Annotated in this window: 19 protein-coding genes; 12 read left to right on the top strand and 7 right to left on the bottom strand. The window is 65.7% G+C overall.

Annotated features, from left to right (window positions below; translation table 11 throughout):
- Nucleotides 1–1,353: an ABC transporter ATP-binding protein gene (locus tag BLW48_RS03060; RefSeq protein WP_093075924.1), complete on the top strand. Its 1,353-nt coding sequence runs from the start codon at nucleotides 1–3 to the stop codon at nucleotides 1,351–1,353.
- Nucleotides 1,354–1,374: 21 nt separating this feature from the next.
- Here the strand turns inward: BLW48_RS03060 and BLW48_RS03055 are convergent, their stop codons facing one another.
- The 4 genes from BLW48_RS03055 to BLW48_RS03040 are packed head-to-tail and all read right to left on the bottom strand — an operon-like array spanning nucleotide 1,375 to nucleotide 4,461.
- A complete protein-coding gene (locus BLW48_RS03055; RefSeq protein WP_093048441.1) occupies nucleotides 1,375–1,785 on the bottom strand; it encodes a DUF3830 family protein in 411 nt (136 codons plus the stop codon).
- A gap of 31 nt (nucleotides 1,786–1,816) precedes the next feature.
- Nucleotides 1,817–2,599: an amino acid ABC transporter ATP-binding protein gene (locus tag BLW48_RS03050; RefSeq protein WP_093075922.1), complete on the bottom strand. Its 783-nt coding sequence runs from the start codon at nucleotides 2,597–2,599 to the stop codon at nucleotides 1,817–1,819.
- A gap of 9 nt (nucleotides 2,600–2,608) precedes the next feature.
- A complete protein-coding gene (locus BLW48_RS03045; protein WP_093172540.1) occupies nucleotides 2,609–3,502 on the bottom strand; it encodes a dihydrodipicolinate synthase family protein in 894 nt (297 codons plus the stop codon).
- 20 nt (nucleotides 3,503–3,522) lie between these two features.
- Nucleotides 3,523–4,461 (bottom strand): dihydrodipicolinate synthase family protein, encoded by a 939-nt coding sequence (locus tag BLW48_RS03040; protein WP_177142250.1) that lies wholly within the window; start codon nucleotides 4,459–4,461, stop codon nucleotides 3,523–3,525.
- A 175-nt stretch (nucleotides 4,462–4,636) separates the two neighbouring features.
- Here BLW48_RS03040 and BLW48_RS03035 point away from each other — a divergent pair, with 175 nt between their 5' ends.
- From BLW48_RS03035 to BLW48_RS02995, 9 genes are all read left to right on the top strand, one after another.
- A complete protein-coding gene (locus BLW48_RS03035) occupies nucleotides 4,637–5,647 on the top strand; it encodes a LacI family DNA-binding transcriptional regulator (protein WP_093048453.1) in 1,011 nt (336 codons plus the stop codon).
- A 17-nt stretch (nucleotides 5,648–5,664) separates the two neighbouring features.
- Entirely contained in the window at nucleotides 5,665–6,069 is a 405-nt protein-coding gene (locus BLW48_RS03030; RefSeq protein ID WP_093172536.1) for a tautomerase family protein, read from the top strand.
- 5 nt (nucleotides 6,070–6,074) lie between these two features.
- Nucleotides 6,075–7,217 carry an acyl-CoA dehydrogenase family protein gene (locus BLW48_RS03025; protein WP_093172534.1) on the top strand — a complete coding sequence of 381 codons (1,143 nt, stop codon included), beginning with the start codon at nucleotides 6,075–6,077 and terminating at the stop codon, nucleotides 7,215–7,217.
- 10 nt (nucleotides 7,218–7,227) lie between these two features.
- Entirely contained in the window at nucleotides 7,228–8,829 is a 1,602-nt protein-coding gene (locus tag BLW48_RS03020; protein WP_093172532.1) for an acyl CoA:acetate/3-ketoacid CoA transferase, read from the top strand.
- Nucleotides 8,826–9,287, top strand: coding sequence for a MaoC family dehydratase (locus tag BLW48_RS03015; RefSeq protein ID WP_093172530.1), 462 nt, complete (start codon nucleotides 8,826–8,828; stop codon nucleotides 9,285–9,287). Before BLW48_RS03020 ends, BLW48_RS03015 begins: the two co-directional genes overlap by 4 nt.
- A gap of 64 nt (nucleotides 9,288–9,351) precedes the next feature.
- Entirely contained in the window at nucleotides 9,352–10,188 is an 837-nt protein-coding gene (locus BLW48_RS03010; RefSeq protein WP_218137487.1) for an ABC transporter substrate-binding protein, read from the top strand.
- 22 nt (nucleotides 10,189–10,210) lie between these two features.
- A complete protein-coding gene (locus BLW48_RS03005; RefSeq protein WP_093048470.1) occupies nucleotides 10,211–10,891 on the top strand; it encodes an amino acid ABC transporter permease in 681 nt (226 codons plus the stop codon).
- An 18-nt stretch (nucleotides 10,892–10,909) separates the two neighbouring features.
- The gene (gene hydA, locus BLW48_RS03000) at nucleotides 10,910–12,337 is read left to right on the top strand and encodes a dihydropyrimidinase (RefSeq protein WP_093172526.1); all 1,428 of its coding nucleotides are present in this window, start codon (nucleotides 10,910–10,912) and stop codon (nucleotides 12,335–12,337) included.
- A 150-nt stretch (nucleotides 12,338–12,487) separates the two neighbouring features.
- A complete protein-coding gene (locus BLW48_RS02995) occupies nucleotides 12,488–13,312 on the top strand; it encodes a MipA/OmpV family protein (RefSeq protein ID WP_093172524.1) in 825 nt (274 codons plus the stop codon).
- On the opposite strand, the gene BLW48_RS02990 is transcribed toward BLW48_RS02995, so the two are convergent.
- Together BLW48_RS02990 and BLW48_RS02985 are read right to left on the bottom strand one after the other, a co-directional pair.
- Nucleotides 13,300–14,676, bottom strand: a complete 1,377-nt coding sequence (locus BLW48_RS02990; protein ID WP_093173228.1) for a sensor histidine kinase — start codon at nucleotides 14,674–14,676, stop codon at nucleotides 13,300–13,302. The genes BLW48_RS02995 and BLW48_RS02990 overlap by 13 nt on opposite strands.
- A gap of 23 nt (nucleotides 14,677–14,699) precedes the next feature.
- The gene (locus BLW48_RS02985; RefSeq protein ID WP_093075909.1) at nucleotides 14,700–15,368 is read right to left on the bottom strand and encodes a response regulator transcription factor; all 669 of its coding nucleotides are present in this window, start codon (nucleotides 15,366–15,368) and stop codon (nucleotides 14,700–14,702) included.
- A 110-nt stretch (nucleotides 15,369–15,478) separates the two neighbouring features.
- Between BLW48_RS02985 and BLW48_RS02980 the strand changes: the two genes are divergently transcribed.
- Together BLW48_RS02980 and BLW48_RS02975 are read left to right on the top strand one after the other, a co-directional pair.
- Nucleotides 15,479–16,447, top strand: a complete 969-nt coding sequence (locus BLW48_RS02980) for a zinc-binding alcohol dehydrogenase family protein (protein WP_093075907.1) — start codon at nucleotides 15,479–15,481, stop codon at nucleotides 16,445–16,447.
- A gap of 117 nt (nucleotides 16,448–16,564) precedes the next feature.
- Nucleotides 16,565–17,095 carry an RBBP9/YdeN family alpha/beta hydrolase gene (locus BLW48_RS02975; RefSeq protein WP_093172521.1) on the top strand — a complete coding sequence of 177 codons (531 nt, stop codon included), beginning with the start codon at nucleotides 16,565–16,567 and terminating at the stop codon, nucleotides 17,093–17,095.
- Nucleotides 17,096–17,107: 12 nt separating this feature from the next.
- Here BLW48_RS02975 and BLW48_RS02970 read toward each other — a convergent pair whose 3' ends face one another.
- Nucleotides 17,108–18,709: a phospholipase D family protein gene (locus tag BLW48_RS02970; RefSeq protein WP_093048479.1), complete on the bottom strand. Its 1,602-nt coding sequence runs from the start codon at nucleotides 18,707–18,709 to the stop codon at nucleotides 17,108–17,110.
- Nucleotides 18,710–18,804 lie beyond the last annotated feature (95 nt).

Here is an 18,804-nt window from a genome sequence, read left to right as displayed (position 1 = left end):
ATGAACACTCCCACGCCCTCATTGAAGGAGCCGCCCGTGCCGGTGGCTGAGCTCCGTGCCGTCACCAAGACGTTCATGACTGCAGGAAACCATGAACTCAAGGTGCTCGACAACATCGACCTGGCCGTCAGCGAAGGCGAGTTCCTTGCGCTGCTGGGACAGTCCGGCTCGGGCAAGTCGACGATCCTGCGTTGCCTCACGGGCCTGATCGTGCCGACCTCGGGCCGGGCGCTGGCCAACGGCAAGCCGCTCAACGGCGTGAATCCCGATGCCTCGGTGGTCTTCCAGACTTTCGCGCTCTATCCGTGGCTCACGGTCGAGCAGAACGTGGCGGTGGGCCTGATGGCCAGAAAGATCGGCCGCGCCGAGCGCGACGCGGCTGTCGATCGGGCGATCGAGCTCATCGGCCTGGGCAACTACCACTCGGCCTTTCCGCGCGAGCTGTCGGGCGGCATGAGGCAGCGGGTGGGCATTGCGCGTGCGCTGGTTTCGCAGCCCAAGCTGCTGTGCCTGGACGAGGCCTTCAGTGCGCTGGATGTATTGACCGCAGAGAACCTGCGGCAGGAGCTGATCAGCCTGTGGCGCGACCCGGGCGGCGACCTCAGCTCGGTCTTCATGGTCACGCACAACATCGAAGAGGCGGTGGAAATGGCCACGCGCATCGTGGTCGTGTTTCCGCGCCCTGGACGCATCGGCCTCGTGCTGGAGAACAAGCTGCCCTATCCGCGCGACAGCAAGGACCCCGAGTTCCAGCGGCTGGTCAGCGTGATCCACGAGTGCATCACCACGATGACGCTGCCCGACCTGCCGCCGGAGACGCCCGTGAAGGGGGAGCCCATCTCACGTGCGCGCACCCGGATGGAATCGATCCCGCTGGTGCCGGTGGGGCAGATCCTCGGGCTGATGAGCATCCTCAGCGACTCGCCGGACCTGTCCAACATCTACGACATTTCCGACGAGATCGGCAAGGAGTTCGGCGAGACGATCGCCATTCTCAAGGCGGCCGAGATCCTCGAGTTGATCGATACGCCGCGGCAGGAGGTGCGCTTCACGGAGCTCGGCCGGAAGTTCGTTGCTGCTGACCGGCTCGGAAAGCGCGCGATCTTCGAGGAGCAGGTCTTCAAGCTGCGGCTGTTCCACATCATCATCGCGCTGCTCAAGGAATACGAAGAAGTCGAGGCCGAGCGCGTCATCAAGGACATCGGCAGCGCCTTGCCGTACGACAACCCGGAGAAGATCTTCGAGACGATGATCGCCTGGGGTCGCTACGCGGGCCTGATGGACTACAACGCCAAGACCGGCATGGTGTTCGTGCCGGAAGACGGGGACGCGGTCGAAGACGCGCACATCTGACGACCGCTGCGGCTGCTCAAGTCAAAGCAGCTCGAACGCGATGTCCTGCGCGCCTTCCCACAGCACCTTCCTGCCGAGCGCGCGCAGCTGCTCCTTGCCTTCCACGATCGTCAGGAAGTGGTTGCCCGCAAGCGGCCCCATCTTGCTGGCGAAGCTGCAGCTGCCGTAGGCCAGGATGATTTCGGTCTCGCTGTAGCCACCGGGGTAGAACAGGATGTCGCCGACCGAAGGATGGCTGGTGTGGTTCTCGAAGCCGACGCCCAGTTCGAAGTCGCCCAGCGGAATCCAGCAGCCCTCGCCGCTCCAGCGCACGTGGATGATCTTCTGCCTGTAGGGCAGCAGCCTGGTGAACGCCTCCACGGTCTTGGGTGCTTCGGGATTCGTTTCCGCGATGAAGCGCAAGCCCGCCGCTTCGATGCCAATTCTTGCCATGAGTGATTGAAGAAAAGTAAGTAAGGGTTGATCAGTGCAGCAGCTGGCTCAGGAAGAGCCGGGTGCGCTCGTGTTTCGGATTGCTGAAGAACTCCTTCGGCTCTGCCTGCTCGACGATGGTGCCCTGGTCCATGAAGATCACGCGGTTGGCAACCTGGCGCGCGAAGTTCATCTCGTGCGTGACCGACAGCATGGTCATGCCGTCGTCGGCGAGCGAGACCATGGTGTCCAGCACCTCCTTGACCATTTCGGGGTCGAGCGCCGAGGTCGGTTCGTCGAACAGCATGACCTTGGGGCCCATGCACAGAGCACGCGCAATGGCCACGCGCTGCTGCTGGCCGCCTGAAAGCTGCGACGGATATTTGTTGGCCTGCTCCGGAATGCGCACGCGCTCCAGGTACGACATGGCCACTTCCTTCGCCTCTTTCGGCGTGTACTTCTTGCTCCACACCGGCGCCAGCGTGCAGTTCTCGAGGATGGTGAGATGCGGGAACAGGTTGAAGTGCTGGAACACCATGCCGACGTCGCGCCGCACCGCGTCGATGCGACGCATGTCGGCGGTGAGCTCGGCGCGGTTCACCACGATCTGCCCCTGCTGATGCTCTTCGAGCCGGTTGATGCAGCGCAGCAGCGTCGACTTGCCCGAGCCCGAAGGCCCGCAGATCACGATGCGTTCGCCTCGCTGCACTTCGAGGTCGATGTCGCGCAGCACCTGGAAGTCGCCGTACCACTTCTGCACGCCGACCATGCGGATGACGAGTTCGGCCCGGTTGTCTGTGGTCGACGCGGGCGTGTCCGGTTGCAAGGCGCTCATGGGAATACCTCAGGCGGTGGTGGTTTGGATCTTCAGGCCGAGTTCGTCGACCAGGCGCTTCGCCGCGGCGATGCCCTCGGCGCCCATAGGCAGACGCGGCGGGCGCGGCGCGCCGACCGGCAGGCCCATGGCCGCGAGCAGGGCCTTGGTGCCCGCCACGTACGACTGGCCGGCGACGAAGTCGATCATCGGAAAGTGCTTGAACGCCAGCTCGCGCGCCTCGGCCAGCTGGCCGGCCATGACGAGGTCGTACAGGCGCGCCATTTCGCCCGGAGCACCGTTGGACGGCACTGCAGCCCAGCCCACTGCGCCCTCGACATACGACTCGAAGCCCATGATGCCGCCGAACACCGCCATGCGGCCGTCCGACAGCCGCATGATGTCGCGCACGCGGGTCACTTCCAGCGTCGATTCCTTGATGTAGCGGCAGTTGTCGATCTGCGAGAGCCGCGCCACCAGCGGCGGCTTCAGGTCGACGTTGGCAACGGCCGGGTTGTTGTAGACCATGATCGGAATGCCGATGGCGTCGGAGATGGTCTTGTAGTGCAGGAACAGTTCGTCGTCGGTGGGGGTGCAGTAGAAGGGCGGCAGCACCATCACGCCGTCGGCGCCCTGCGCCTCGGCGCGGCGGCTCAGGCGCACGGCGGCGCGCGTGTCTTCGGCGGTGGTGCCGATCAGCACCGGCACGCGGCCGGCGGCGCGGTCGATCACCGTCTTGGCGACGAGCTCGATCTCGTCGTCGGACATCGACATGAATTCACCCGTCGAGCCGAGCGGGATCAGGCCGTGGATGCCGGATTCGATCTGCCAGTCGACATAGCGCTCGAGCGTGGGCACGTCGACCGCGCCGTCGGCGTCGAAGGGCGTGACCATGATGGTGTAGGTGCCGCGGAAATCAGCCATGGGACAGGTTGTTCAGTAGGTCAATGGGTGGAGGAAGGCAGCAGGCCCGAGGCCACCAGTGCTGCGCGGATGCGCGCCGTGTCGTCGGCCGGCACGGGCAGCAGCGGCGGGCGTGGGTCCGGATGGGGCAGCCGGCCGAGAAGATGCAGCGCAGTCTTCATGCGGTTGTGGGCGTCGAGGTATGGCGCGCGATAGAAGGCCCGGCACAGCGGCACCAGCCGATCGTTGACCGCACGTGCGGCAGCCAGGTCGCCGCGTGTGACGGCTTCGTGCAGCGCCACCAGCAGCGGGGCTGCCACGCTGCCCAGGCCCGACAGGATGCCATCGGCGCCATAGGCCAGTGAAGCGAACAGCCAGCTGTTGCTGCTGCTCAGCAGCGTGACCGGGCGAGGCAGCGCGCGCAGGGCCCGGAGGTTGTCCTCGTAGAGCTCGGGAACGTCGCTGCCTTCCTTCACGGCCACGATGGCAGGCACGTCCAGGCAAAGCTGCGCCAACGTCTCGGTGGAGAACGCGAGGCCCGAGGCGCGCGACAGCTGGAACAGCACGATGGGCAGGCTGCTCGCGCCGGCCACCTCGCTCACGAAGCGATGGGCCATGTCGGGCCGCGCGCCCGCGCCCTGCGCGAACACCGCGGGCGGAAACAGCAGCAGGGCCGAGGCTCCGGCCTGCGCCGCGTCTTGCGCCAGCGCGCAGGCGTAGCGGGTGTCGTCGGCCACCACGCCGGCCACCACGGGCACGCTGCCGGCCGCGGCCACCGCAACGCTCACCACCTGGGCGCGCTCCGCGCGATCGAGCGAAGTCGCCTCGCCCGCATGCCCGTTGACCACCACCGCGCGCACGCCGGGCGTGCCGGCCACGTCGCGCACATGGGCGGCCAGCGCGTCGTCGTCGACGCGGCCGTCCGGGGTGAAGGGGGTGAGCGTGGCGGGCCAGATGCCGCCGACTCCGGAAATGTGCATGGCCATCCTGGGTTGGGTCGCTGAAGCTGGCAGTATGCAAGAAAATTGGAAACGATTGCAATAATTCCGACCAGACCGCATGGGTTGCAGTTTTCTTCTTGACTACAGTCCTTATGAAAACCTACGATAAAAATATGCAAACGTTTACAAGAAACTGCTCTCACGAGGCCAGGCCATGGCGGTAACGCTGCGCGACGTGGCCCGTGCCGCCGACGTTTCCATTGCCACGGCTTCCCGTGCGCTGGCCGGCTCCAGCCTCACTAACCATGCGACGCAGCGGCACGTGATCCAGGTCGCCGCCGCCCTCGGCTACCGCACCAACACCTTCGCCCGGGCGCTGAAAACCAAGCGCTCGCGGCTCATCGGCCTCACCGTGCACAACCTGGAGAACGCCTCGTTCCAGGTGCTCGCCTCGGTGGTGCAGACGCGCATGCAGGCGCTCGGCTACCAGGTCATCCTGAGCATCAGCGCCGACGACCCCGAGCAGGAACGCGACATCTTCAAGACCCTGGTCGACCACAGCGTCGACGGCCTGATCGCCGTGCCCAACGGTGCCAACGGCGCCCAGCTGCTGGCCATGGAGCACGCCGACATCCCGGTGATCTGCGCGGTGCGCCGCGTCGAGGGCGCCACGCTCGAATCGGTGCTCGCGGGCGACCTCGACGGCGCCTATGCCGGCACCAAGCACCTGCTCGACCTCGGTCACCGGCGCATCGGCCTGATCGTGGGCATGAGCGACACCACCTCCGGCAAGGAACGCCTCGCGGGCTACAAGCGGGCCATGCAGGAAGCGGGCCTGCCCATCGATCCGGCGCTGATCCAGGCCGGCCGTTATGCGCCGGAGACCGGCGTGGTGGCCGCCAACGCGCTGCTGTCGATGCCCACGCCGCCCTCGGCCCTGTTCGTGGCCAACCACGAGTCATCGCTCGGCGTGCTGCGCGTGGTGTCGGAGCGCGGGCTGCTGATTCCCGATGACCTCTCGCTGCTGTTCTACGAAGACTCGCCGTGGTTCGAGTGGCAGCGCCCCGCCATCAGCGTGGTGGACAGCGGCGCCTTTGAGATGGCCAACCTCGCGGTCGACCGGCTGGTGCAGCGCCTCTCCGGCGTGGCCAACAGCGGCCGTGAATACCGCGTCGGCTCGCGGCTGATACAGCGCGCCTCCTGCCGCGCCGTCGAAGCGCACTGAAACAACCTCTCCCCGACATGCCCTATCTCGAAATCCTGGCGCCCAGCGCCCCCGAAACCCGCAAGCGCACCGCCAGCCGCGCGCTGACCGACGGCGTCGTCACATCGTTCGGCGTCGAGCCCTCGACCGTGACCCTGTACTTCATGCCCATCGCGCCCCACGACTATGCCCACGAGGGTCAGTTGGGCCACGACGGCGGGGGAGAGGGCACGCGCGTGTTCGTCAAGGTGCACGCCTACCGCCGCACGCCGGCCCAGCGCCGCGCGCTGGCCGCCGCCATCACGCCCGCGCTGGCTACCTGCTTCACCACCGGCAGCCACAACGTGGCCGTCTATTTCCTCGACCGCGAACAGGACGAAGTCGCGCACGACGGCCACCTGGCCAGCGACGAAGCCGAGCAGCAACCCGATCACACCGCCTGAAGACCATGACCCATTTCCTCACCGAAGACCAGATCTCGCTGCGCGACACCGCGCGCCGTTTCGCCGAGGGCGAAGTGCTGCCGCGCGCCGCGGCCATCGACCGCGAAGACAAGTTCGACCGCGTGCTGTACCGCGGCATGGCCGAGCTCGGGCTGTTCGGAGTGAGCCTGCCCGAAGTGGCCGGCGGCTCGGGCTTCGACACCGTCAGCACCTGCCTCGTGATGGAAGAGCTGGCGCGCTGCTCGGGCGCCATCGGCAACGCGTTCGCGATTCCCGTCGAGGCGGCGCTCTTCCTGCACCACCACGGCAACGAGAGCCAGAAGGCGCTGATCCCCGGCATCCTCGACGGCTCCATCGTCATGGCTACCGCCATGTCGGAGCCCGACTTCGGCTCCGACGTGGCCAGCATCACCACCACCGCGCGCGCCGTGGAAGACGGCTGGGTACTCAACGGCACCAAGGCCTGGGTCACGCTCGGCGGCGTGGCCGATCGCATCATGGTGTTCGCGCGCACCGGCAAGGAAGCCGGCCACAAGTCGATCAGCTGCTTCATGGTCGATGCACACCAGGCCGGCGTGAGCCGCGGCAAGAACGAAGAACTGCTCGGCATGCACGGACTGGAAGACTGCCAGATCGTGCTGCAGGACGTGCACGTGCCCAGGACGGCGCTCATCGGCGCCGAGAACCAGGCTTTCAAGACGGCCATGGGCAACTTCAACTTCAGCCGCCTGCTGATGTCGTCCATGGCGCTCGGCATGGCGCAGGCCGCGATGGAAGACGCCGTGGCCTACGCCACCACGCGCAAGCAGTTCGGCGAGCCGATCATGAACTTCCAGGCCATCCAGTTCATGGTGGCCGACATGGCGACCGACATTGCCGCGGCGCGCCTGCTGATCCACCACGGCGCGCGGCTGCAGGACGCCGGCCACTCCATCGCCAAGGAAGGCGCGCAGGCCAAGCTCTTCACCACCGACATGGCGATGCGCCACGTGTCGAACGCGCTGCAGATCCACGGTGGCAACGGCTACTCGCGCGACTACCGCATCGAGCGCATCTTCCGCGACGTGCGCCTGGCGCAGATCTACGAAGGCACCAACCAGATCCAGCGCCTGATCATCTCGCGCCAGGTCGTGAAAGAACTGGCTTGAGGACGCAGCCATGATCGACTGCATCACCCCCGACGCCGCCGCCGCGCTGCTGCGCGATGGCGACATGGTGCTGGCCGGCGGCAACGGCGGCTCGGGCGTGCCCGAGGCCGTGTTCGAAGCCATCGAGCGGCGCTTCACTGCCGGCGACGGCCCGCACGACCTCACGCTGTTCCACGTCACCGGCGTGGGCGCGCTCACCGAGAAAGGGATGTGCCACTTCGCGCACCCGGGCCTGGTGCGCCGCGTGATCGGCGGCAACTTCGGCATGCAGCTGCCGTTCATGAAGATGATCCTCGCGCAGGACGTGGAGGCCTACAACTTCCCCCAGGGCGTGATGACGCACCTGTGCCGCGCGATGGCGGGCCGCCAGCCCGGCGTGCTCACGCACGTGGGCCTCGAAACCTACATGGACCCGCGCCAGGACGGCGGCCGTATGAACGCGCGCACCACCGAGGCGCTGGTCGAGCTGGTGCACGTGGCCGACCGCGACTGGCTGTTCTACCGTGCGCCCGGGGTGCCGAACGTGGCGCTCATCCGCGGCACCTCGGCCGACGAAGACGGTTACGTGAGCATGGAGCACGAAGCCACCGCGCGCGAAGACCTCTCGATGGCGCAGGCCGTGCACAACGCCGGCGGCATCGTCATCTGTCAGGTCAAGCGCATCGTCAAGCGCGGCACGCTGCATCCGCACATGGTGAAGATCCCGGGCTTCCTGATCGATCACTTCGTGGTCGAGCCCGAGCAGATGCAGACCTACACCACGCGCTACGACCCGGCGCGCTGCGGCGAGATCGTGGTGCCGGCCTCGAGCATCGCGCCAGACCCGCTCGACGTGCGCCGCGTGGTGGCAAGGCGCGCGGCCTTCGAGCTGCGCCCGCGCGACGTGGTGAACCTCGGCGTGGGCATCTCCGCGATGATTCCCAACGTGGCCTCGGAAGAGGGCATTGCCGACCTGATCACGCTCACGGTCGAGTCGGGCGTGGTCGGCGGCGTGCCCGGTCATGCGCGCGAGTTCGGCACTTCGGTCAACCCGCGCGCGATTCTCGACCAGTCGTACCAGTTCGACTTCTACGATGGTGGTGGTTTGAGTTGCGCGTTTCTTTCGTTCGCGCAGGTCGACCCGCAGGGCAACGTCAACGTCACGCGTTTCGGCAAGCGCTACGACGGCGCGGGCGGCTTCATCAACATCACGCAGAACACGCAGCGCCTGGTGTTCAACGGTTCGCTCACTGGGGGCGACTTCGACATCGGCGTGGCCGACGGCGAACTCAAGATCCGCCGCGACGGTGCATTCAAGAAGTTCGTGCCGGCGGTCGATCAGGTCAGTTTCTCGGGGCGGCTCGCGCGAGAGCGAGGCCAGCAAGTGAGCTTCGTGACCGACCGCGCCGTGTTCGAACTCGAAGCCGACGGGCTCGTACTCACCGAGATTGCGCCAGGCGTGCGACTGAAGGAAGACGTGCTCGAGAAGATCGGCTTCGAGGTGCGCGTCAGCGAGCAACTGCGCACCATGGACGCACGCATCTTCCGCAACGGCCCCATGGGCGTGCACGACGAGTTCATTGCGAAGGCACCACGCCACGCTGGCAACGCGGCGCAAGGAGAGCGGGCATGAGTGACGTGTATTTCGAAGACGTAGTGATCGGCGCAGAACTGCGCAGCGAAAGCCACGTCGTGAGTGCCGAGGACATCGGCCGCTTCTGCGATCTCACACACGACCACCATCCATTGCATACCGATGCGGACTACGCGCAGTCGCGCGGCTTTCCGGGCGTCATTGCGCACGGGCTGTTCGGTCTCTCGCTGATGGAGGGGCTGAAGACCGCATTGAAGATCTACGAGAACAGTTCCATCGCTTCGCTCGGATGGGATCAGGTCCGGTTCTTGCGACCTGTTGTTGCAGGGGATGCGGTGCACGTGGTGTTCCGCTTCACCGACAAACGTCTTTCGTCGCGCGGTGGCCGCGGCGTGGTGACCGAGAGCCTGCAGCTCGTCAACCAGCGCGCGGAGCCCGTGATCGAAGCCGTGCACGTGGCGCTGGTTGCATGTCGACAAGCGACCCAGGCGGCCTGACTTCGATTGCCCGAGTTCTTCTCTTTCTTTCCTTCCCTGTCTTCAACGAAAGCATCTCATGCACATGATCAAACTATCCCTGGGTTTCATCGTCGGCCTCGTGCTGAGCGGCTCGGTCCTTGCCCAGACCTGCACACCCAAAGTCTCCGCCGAACACCTGACCGCACCCGGCAAGCTCCAGATGTCCACCAACCCGACACTGCCGCCGCAGCAGTTCGTCGACAGCAAGGGCGAGTTGCAGGGGCTCAACATCGAGCTCGGCCGTGCCGTCGCGAAGCAGCTGTGCCTTGAGCCCGTCTTCATGCGCATGGACATGCCGCCGATGGTGCCCGCGCTGCAGGCCGGCCGCTTCGACGTGATCAACACCGGCCTGTTCTGGACCGAGGAGCGCTCCAAGCTCATGTTCCAGGTGCCGTATGGCCAGCAATCGATGAGCATCTACACCGTGCCGAACAGCAAGCTCGCGCTGACCAAGTTCGAAGACCTCTCGGGGCACGTCGTCGGTATCGAGACCGGTACGTATGCCGAGCGCAAGTCGCGCGAATCGAATGCGGCCATGGTCGCCAAGGGCATGGCGCCTATCGACTTCCGCACCTTTGCAACGGCCTCCGAAACCACCGCCGCGCTGCGCGCCGGCCAGCTGGAAGCGGGCATCAACATCGACGAGACGGCCATTGCCTTCGAGGAACGCGGCATCGTCAAGATCCGCGCGAGCGGCCTCTACGGCACCGACATCACGCTGTCGTTCCGCGACCGCGCGGTTGCCGAAGCCGTTGCGCAGGCCCTGACCGACCTGAAGGCCGACGGCACCTACGACAAGCTGTTCGACAAGTTCCGCATGACGCGCCTGAAGGACACCACGAAGTTCGCGATCCGCGGTCCCGGCCCGTCGCCGAAGTAAGCAGGTTGAAGAGGGGCCGGCCGTGTTCAATTTCGATGCCTTCCTGTCCTACTTCGTCAACCCGTTCCTCCTCGGGGGCGTGGGCATCACGATCGGACTGACCATCGCGACCATCGTGATCGGTCTGGCCCTGGCGCTGCCACTGGCGCTGGGCAGCATGTCTTCGCATCGATTGTTGTCGGCGCCGGCGCGCTTCTACATCTGGGTGTTTCGCGGCACGCCGCTGCTGGTGCAGATCGTCATCATCTACACCGGGCTGCCGCAGCTGGGCCTTCGCTTCGACGTGTTGACCTCCGCGGTGCTGGCGCTGAGCCTGAACGAGGCGGCGTACCTGTCGGAGACCATTCGCGGCGGCTTCTCCGCCATCGCGAAGGGGCAGATCGAAGCGGCCAAGGCGTTGAGCCTTTCGCGCTTCGCGACCTTGCGGCTGGTGACCCTGCCGCAGGTTTTGCGGGTGATCATTCCGCCGCTGGGAAACTCGGTAAACGGGCTGCTCAAGGCAACCTCGCTGGCGTCGGTGATCTCGATGGAAGAGCTGATGCGCCGCGCCCAGGTGCTCATGCAGGAAAAATTCGAAGTGCTCGAACTCTATTGCGTCGCGGCCTGCTTCTACCTGGTGCTGACCACGCTCTGGGATCGCGTGCAGGTGCGGCTGGAGCGCCACTACGGCAGGGGCTATGCGGCTGCGCGTGGCGCGGCCTGAACCGGATTCATCTGAACCATGTCCACTTCAACCTCCGACTTCGACCTTGTCGTGCGCAATGCGCGCGTCGTCACCGCTTCAGACACCTTCGATTGCGATATCGGCATCAGCGAAGGGCGCATCGTGCAGCTTGGAGCGAAGCTCGGCCCCGCCGCGCGCGAGATCGATGCGGCCGGCCGCACGGTAACGCCCGGTGGCGTGGATGCCCATTGCCATCTCGACCAGCCGATGCCACCCCCCACGCGCAACGCCGATGACTTCGACACCGGCACGCGTTCGGCGGCTTGCGGAGGCACGACGACCGTGATTCCGTTCGCCGCGCAGCAGAAGGGCCAGTCGCTGCGCGCTGCGGTCGAGGACTATCGTGGCCGCGCCGCCGGCAAGGCCCACGTCGACTACGCCTTCCACCTGATCGTGAGCGACCCGACGCCCACGGTGCTGAAGGAAGAGTTGCCGGCGCTGATCAAGGAAGGCTTCACGTCTTTCAAGATCTACATGACCTACGACGACATGAAGCTCGACGACGGCCAGATCCTCGACGTGCTGGCGGTGGCGCGTGAACACGGCGCAATGGCGATGCTGCATGCCGAGAACTCCGACTGCATCGAGTGGCTGACCAAGCGGCTCGAGGCCGCAGGCCGCACCGCGCCGCGCTTTCACGCGCATGCGCGGCCGATGCTGGTGGAACGCGAGGCGACGCACCGCGCCATCGCGCTGGCCGAACTGGTCGATGTGCCGATCCTCATCGTGCATGTGTCGGGCCGCGAGGCCGTCGAGCAGATTCGCTGGGCGCGTGCACACGGTCTTAACGTGTTCGCCGAGACCTGCCCGCAGTACCTGTTCCTCACCGCCGAAGACCTGGGCATCGACGACAGCTACAAGGGCGCGAAGTGCGTGTGCAGCCCGCCGCCGCGAGACAAGGCCAACCAGCAGGTGATCTGGGACGGACTCAACGACGGGCTCTTCACCGTGTTCTCGTCGGACCATGCACCGTTCAAATACGACGCACCGGAGGGCAAGAAGCCCGGTGGCGAAGAGGTCGCATTCCGCCATATACCCAATGGCATTCCGGGCATCGAGACGCGCATGCCGCTGCTGTGGTCCGAAGGCGTGCTCTCGGGCCGGATGACGGCCAACCGTTTTGTCGAACTCACGGCCACAGGCCCAGCCAAGGCCTACGGCCTGCATCCGCGCAAGGGAACGATCGCGGTGGGTTCCGATGCAGACATCGTGATCTGGGACGAATGCGACTTCGTGTTGAAGAACGAGCAGCTTCACCACGAGGTCGACTACACGCCGTATGAAGGCATGCGGCTCAAAGCTTGGCCGGGTGTGACGCTGAGCCGCGGCGAGGTGGTGTGGGACGGCAGCAGCTTTCATTCGCACCGGGGGCGCGGCGAACTGCTGGCCTGCGGTGTGCCGACGTTGATGCCCAGGCGTCGTTGAGAGAACGCCGGAGGCCGCCAGTCGATGACATTGCGAACCGGTTAATCAAATCTTAAAAGCGCTAAAAACTTATTAAAGCCATCCCTTCAGCATCCGCTCCAGAAGGCGACGACATGGTGTCTGTCGCCGACCATTCGTACTGGAGCCTCCATGCTGAACCACCTGAAGTCAAACTGTCTTTCGAGCCGAGAAAAGAACAGCCGCGCGCGCATACCTTTCAGAACCATCGCTGCGGGCGTCGCCTCTGCGGCATGCGTTTCGTCGGCATGGGCGCAAGTTGCACAAGACCAGCTCTCCGAAGCGGGTTCGCAATGGGGCATCGGCATTGCCGCTGGCATGGAGCGCAAGCCCTATCGCGACTTCGACAACAAGGGCCTGGCCATCCCCATGCTCACCTACGAGAACAAGTGGGTCAGCGTTGCGTTCCCGAGTGCCGATTTGAAGCTGACGTCCGTGGGGCCCGTCTCTTTGCGGTTGCGTGCGCGCTACGCGGGCGATGGCTATGAGGCCGACGATTCGCCCTATTTCGGCGGCATGGAAAAGCGCAAGGGCAGCCTGTGGCTGGGCGGGGCAGCCATCTGGCGCAACGACATTGCCAACCTGTCGGCCGAACTGCTGGCCGACGGGTCGGGCAACAGCAAGGGAACGCGGTTCAAGGTGCAGATCGACCGGCGCTTTTCTTCGGGTGCCTTCGGCTTCACGCCGCGCCTGGCCGCGCATTGGGTCGACCGCAAGTACGTCGACTACTACTACGGCGTGACGGCGGCCGAGGCCCGATCCGACCGGCCCGAATATGCCGGCAAGGCTACCGCCAACATCGAAGTGGGCCTGCGCGTGGACTACGCCGTGGCGCCGAAGCAGACAGTTTTCCTGGACGTGAGCGCGACCAGCTTCGGCAGCGGCATCAAGAACAGCCCTTTGGTCAGCCGGTCGAACCAGACCGGCGTGCGCCTCGGGTACGTCTACAGGTTCTGAGAAGAGGTCGACGGGGGCGGCGCTGCCGCCGCCGGGAACACCACCCGGATGGCAAAGCCGCGCCCCTCCAGTCCATCCCCGGTTTCAATGGTCGCATGATGCAGCTGGGCGATTCCAGCCACCAGCGACAGGCCGATGCCGCTGCCGCGCGTGGAAGTGCCGGCAGCCCGATGGAAGCGCTCGAAGATCGCCTTGCGTTCCGACAGCGGCACGCCGGGACCGTCGTCTGCCACTTCGAGATAGACCCTGTGCGTCTCTTCCTGTCCGACGGCCGGCTCATGGCCGCAGCTGACCCGAACGCGCCCGCCCTTGGGCGTGTAGCGCAGCGCGTTGTCGATCAGGTTGCGCAGCAGGATGCCCATCTCGTCGATGTTGCAGTTGATGGTGCACTTGCGAATATCGAGCAGGATCGAGCGCTCCTGCTGCAGGGCATGGGTATCGAAATCGCGGGTCACGTGCAGGATGAGATCGCTCAGGTCTGCCCGCATGTGCTGCGGAGCATTGGCACTCGCATTCAGTCGTGCCAGGTCGAGCAACTGTTCGGACAGCCGCGAGCTGCTCTGTGCGACCCGAAGCAGCTTGGTCAGTGCCACGTCCTTGTCGGCGGCGGTGTTCGCGCGCAGCGCGATCTGGGCCTGCGCCTGCAGCGCAGCCAGGGGCGTGCGCAGCTCGTGGGCGGCATCGCCGATGAAGCGACGCTCGCCCTCGATCGATTCGGAAAGCTGCTCCAGCAGACGATTGAACGACGCGACCAGCGGATGCAGCTCGCGCGGCAGCGCGGCCGAGGACAGCGGCGTGAGGTCGAACCTGCGCCGGCTTCGCATGGCAGCTTCCAGCGCCACCACTGGCTTGAGCGAGCTGCGTACCACCAGCCACATCAGCGCGCCCACGATCAGCAACAGGATGGTGCTGAGTACCAGCCCGGTCAGGGCCTGGCGCTGCATTTCGGCGTCCACCACGCTGTGGAGGTTGCCGACCTGTACATAGATCCGGCCTTTGGAATCCGAGACCGAATAGACACGCCATCGTCTTCCCTCGATCACCGTGGTGGTGATGCCATCCTCGAAGCCTGGCCGCAGCGGCGATTCGGGGGCTCCGGGCGTACGCACGGACAACCGCTTGCGATCGATCCAGACTTGGAAGACGAGTTGCTCGCTCTCTGCCAGCGCGGGGTCCCGCAGTTGCAGCCCTGGCCCCGTCACAACCATGTCCTTGTCGGCCGGAATTGTCAGCAGGATGCGAGTGGCAATGACCTTGAGCTTGTCGTCCCAGATGCTGGCTTTGTTGTGCGCGAGATACGCGAAAAGCACCGCGAACGCCACGATCCAGCCCAGGACGATGGTCGCCCCGAGCATCAGGATCATTCGCGCATAGAGCGACTTCGACTTCACGGCGGAGGCTGGCCGACGACATAGCCATGGCCGTGAACGGTGCGGATCAGGTCGTCGCCGAGCTTGCGGCGCAACTGGTGGATGAACACGGCAATGGTGTTGCTCTCGACGACGCTGGCCGTTCCGTAGACCACATCCTGCAGTTGATCGCGCGTGACGACGTGGCCGGGGCGTTCCAGCAAGGCGAGCAGGGTGCGGTACTCGTGCGCGCTCAACGGCACATCGACGCCGGCCTTGGTGACCACGCGGCGACTGCGGTCGACCGTGACGTCGCCACGGGAAAAAACGGGTATCACGCGACCCTGGCTGCGGCGAATGACCGAACGCACACGTGCCCACAGTTCGTCGAACTGGAAGGGCTTGACGAGGTAGTCGTCGGCGCCCGCGTCGAGGCCGTGGATGCGCTCGCTCAACTGATCTCGCGCCGTGAGAATCAGGACCGGTGTCGGGTCGTAGCGGCTTCGCATCGACCGCAGCACCGTCAGGCCCGACTCTCCGCCTGGCAGGCCCAGGTCCAGCAGCACGGCTGCATAGGCATGGTCGATCAGGGCGATCCGGGCGGCTGATGCATTGCCGACACGGTCGATGGACCAGCCGCTCTGGCGCGCGCCATCGCACACGGCTTCACCCAGCATGTCGTCGTCTTCTACGAGGAGCAGGTGCATGAGAGCGGAATTTCTTGTGGCCGAACGAAACAGCCCGGATGATGCGCCAGGATCATTAATGACTTTTTAAGATGTGCGAGAAGGCCATGAACGAAGTTGCGAGTAGAACCATGCGAGCCATCGTGCTGGACGCACCCGGGCCGCCCGAGGCGCTGCACTATCGCGAGCTGCCCATACCGACGCCGCTCAAGGGGCAGGTTCTCATCAAGGTCCGTGCCTTCGGGCTCAACCGGTCGGAGCTTCATACGCGGCTGGGGCTGGCGGAAGGCGTGACCTTTCCCCGGGTGCTCGGCATCGAAGCCTGCGGGCAGGTCGCCGAATGCCCCGGAGGCGAGTTCGCGGTCGACCAGCAAGTGGTTGCGGTGATGGGGAACATGGGGCGCACCTACGACGGCGGCTATGCCGAATACACCTGCGTGCCGGCAAGCCAGGTGATTCCGTTCAGGAGCACGCTTCCCTGGAGCACGCTCGGCGCCGTCCCCGAGATGCTGCAGACGGCCTATGGCTCGCTGGTCAGCGCGCTCGATGCGCAACCTGGCCAATCGATCCTGGTGCGGGGCGGGACTTCGTCGGTTGGCCTGGCGACTGCCATTCTGGCCAGGCAGCGCGGCCTCGTGGTCTTCTCGACAACGCGCAACGCTGCAAAGCGGGATGTGCTCACGGCTGCCGGGGTCGACCACGTGATCGTCGATGACGGCGATGTGGCTTCGCAGGTCCGGAAGATCCTGCCGGGTGGCGTGGATCTCGCACTGGAGTTGGTCGGCACGCCTGCGTTGCCCGACACCTTGCGGGCGGTTCGGCCCAGGGGCGTCGTCTGCTTCACCGGAATGCTGTCGAACGAGTGGCTGGTCAAGGACTTCTATCCGATCGGCTACCTGAAGAACCTCGTGCGGCTTTGCGCGTACTCCGGCGATGCCTCCGACCTGCCTGCCTCGGTGCTTCAGGACTTTCTCGACGGCGTGAGCGCGGGCAAGCTGAGCGTGCCCATCGACCATGTGTACGGCTTCGACGAGATCGTCGAAGCTCACACGAAGATGGAGAGCAACAGTGCGGCCGGCAAGCTGGTGGTGGTCGTGTAGCAGACCGCATTGCCGATGACTTGAAGGTTTTCGGCTGCGTCTTCGAATGCCTTGCTCTTCCGTTCGGGCGGGCGTGCTTCATAGACTGAAGCGCATCGCTCAACGGGAGAACCGCGAATGAAAAATCCAGTCTTTGTCGTGCCTGGGCATGGCAATTCAGGCCCTGCGCATTGGCAGAGCATCTGGCAGTCGACTCGACCGGAATGGCTCCGGTTGCAGGTCGATGACTGGGATCGGGCGGTTTGCGACGACTGGGTCTCGGCGCTGGAGCAGCAGGCTGGCGGGTTGGGCCGCGATCTCGTGGTCGTGGCGCACAGCCTGGGTTGCCTGGCCGTGGTGCATTGGGCGATGCGGTGCACGCCCCGGATTCGAGGCGCATTGCTCGTCGCAGTGCCCGACCCTCAGGCCGCTGCCTATCCGGCGGAAACGTCGCTGGGGTTCGAGCCACTGCCGTCCGCCCGGCTGCCGTTTCCGAGCATCGTGGTCGCCAGCAATGACGATCCCTATGGCAGCACGGCTTACGCGAGCGAGCGCGCACGCGCCTGGGGCAGTGAGTTAGTCGAGGTGGGGGCGCTTGGGCACATCAACGCTGCCAGCGGCCTCGGCGACTGGCCCGAGGGCTATCGCCTGTTGCAGCGCTTGCTCTGAACCGGGCGCTGCCTACAGCTGGTCCGTGGGCACGAACCACGAGAACAGCAGCAGCTGCAGCCGTGTCAGCATGCTCGAGTCCGGCTCGCTGTCGAGCACCTCGTTGTCGACGTCGCCCGTGCCGACCCATTGCACGTTCTGGCCATCGGGCTTGAGCGTGACGCGGTAGACGCCCTCGATGTCGTCGAGCTGGTAGGCGAAGAGCAGCGCCTGCGTCAGGTCGAAGCTGCGCACGCGCACGCCGAACTCGGTGTTCAGTCGGGCGGAACGCGGGTCGAGGTTCATCGAGCCGAGCAGCACCCACTGCCGGTCGACCAGTGCCAGCTTGGCGTGCAGGCGGCCGCGCGCCTTCTTGAGCAGGTCGCGGAACTGGCCGCTGCGCCGCAGCTGCTGGGTGCTGACCTCGTACAGGTTCACGCCCAGCTTGAGCATGTCGACGCGGTAGCGGTTGTAGTTGATGTTGACCAGTGGCTCGTCGCTGTCGGCCAGCGAGTTGGTGATGACGGTGATGTTCACGCCGTGGTCGCGGCCCATGCGGATGCGCTCCATGCCCTCGTCGCCCGGAATGAAGTAGGGCGAGATCACCACCACGTTCGACTGGGCCGTGGCCAGCATTTCGTGAAAGCGCTGCGCCAGCGACTCCGTGGGATGCGCCATGACGCCCAGTGCCTTGTTGGGGCTGTCGGCGGAGGCATGGGCCTCGGCGCGCATCCACTTGGCCTCGTCGATGTTGGCGAGCTGGGCGGCCAGTGGCGGGTCGCCGAGCAGGTCGGTGGCGGCCAGCGGGTCGGGCGGCGGTGCATGGGCGGGAGAGGTCGCCTCTTCGAAGTCCGCTTTGAGTTGCTGCGGCGTGCGGCTGGTGCTGGCCACCCGCTGCAGGGGGTAGACCACGTCGCTGTTCCAGTAGGTGTCGAAGATGGCGGCGGACTCGGGGACCACCGGGCCGGCCAGCAGCACCTCGAAATCGATGAAGTTCGCGCTCTCGCTGCGCAGGAAGTATTCATCGGCCAGGTTGCGGCCGCCCGCGATGGCCATGGCGCCGTCGGCCACGAACAGCTTGTTGTGCATGCGGTGGTTGAGCCGCCTGAAGTCGGAGAAGAACTCCAGCCAGCGCCCCGACGAATGGTCGCGCGCATTCACGAAGGGGTTGAACAGCCGGATCTCGGCATTGGGCTCGGCGGCCAGGCCGAGCAGCAGGCGGTCCATGCCGGCTGTGTAGAAGTCGTCGAGCAGCAGCCGCACGCGGACGCCGCGCCGGGCGGCATTGCGCATTTCGCGCAGCAGCAGGCGACCGGTCTTGTCGTTGCCGAGCTGGTAGGTCTGGATGTCGAGCGACGACTTGGCGCGCCGCATCAGCTCCAGCCGTGCATCGAGCGCGAAGGAGGCTTCGATCAGCGGCCGCATGCTGGTCAGGCCGTCGGGCGGGGAATTGAGGCTGACGGCCGCGCGGCCGAGCTCGGTGGCGGGCGAGGCCGCAATGGCCAGCGTCGGCGGTTCGGGCGTGCGCGGCGGGAGGCCGGCGCAGCCGGTCAGCGCAATGGCAGTCGCAAGGACCATCAGCCGCAAAGCCGGACCGCGCAGCGCGGGAAACAGAAAGGCAATGAGCTTGAGCATGAGGGCTGCCAACGCACGGGAAGCGTGCGGGCGGCATGGTAGCCGGTTCACCCCTAACCCGAAGACGCAATTTCGCAACGCAACGCCCTTCACTC

This window comes from Variovorax sp. YR266, from assembly GCF_900107295.1.
In the GTDB taxonomy this organism is placed as follows: domain Bacteria; phylum Pseudomonadota; class Gammaproteobacteria; order Burkholderiales; family Burkholderiaceae_C; genus Variovorax.
This window is presented reverse-complemented; position numbering and strand designations above follow the sequence as displayed.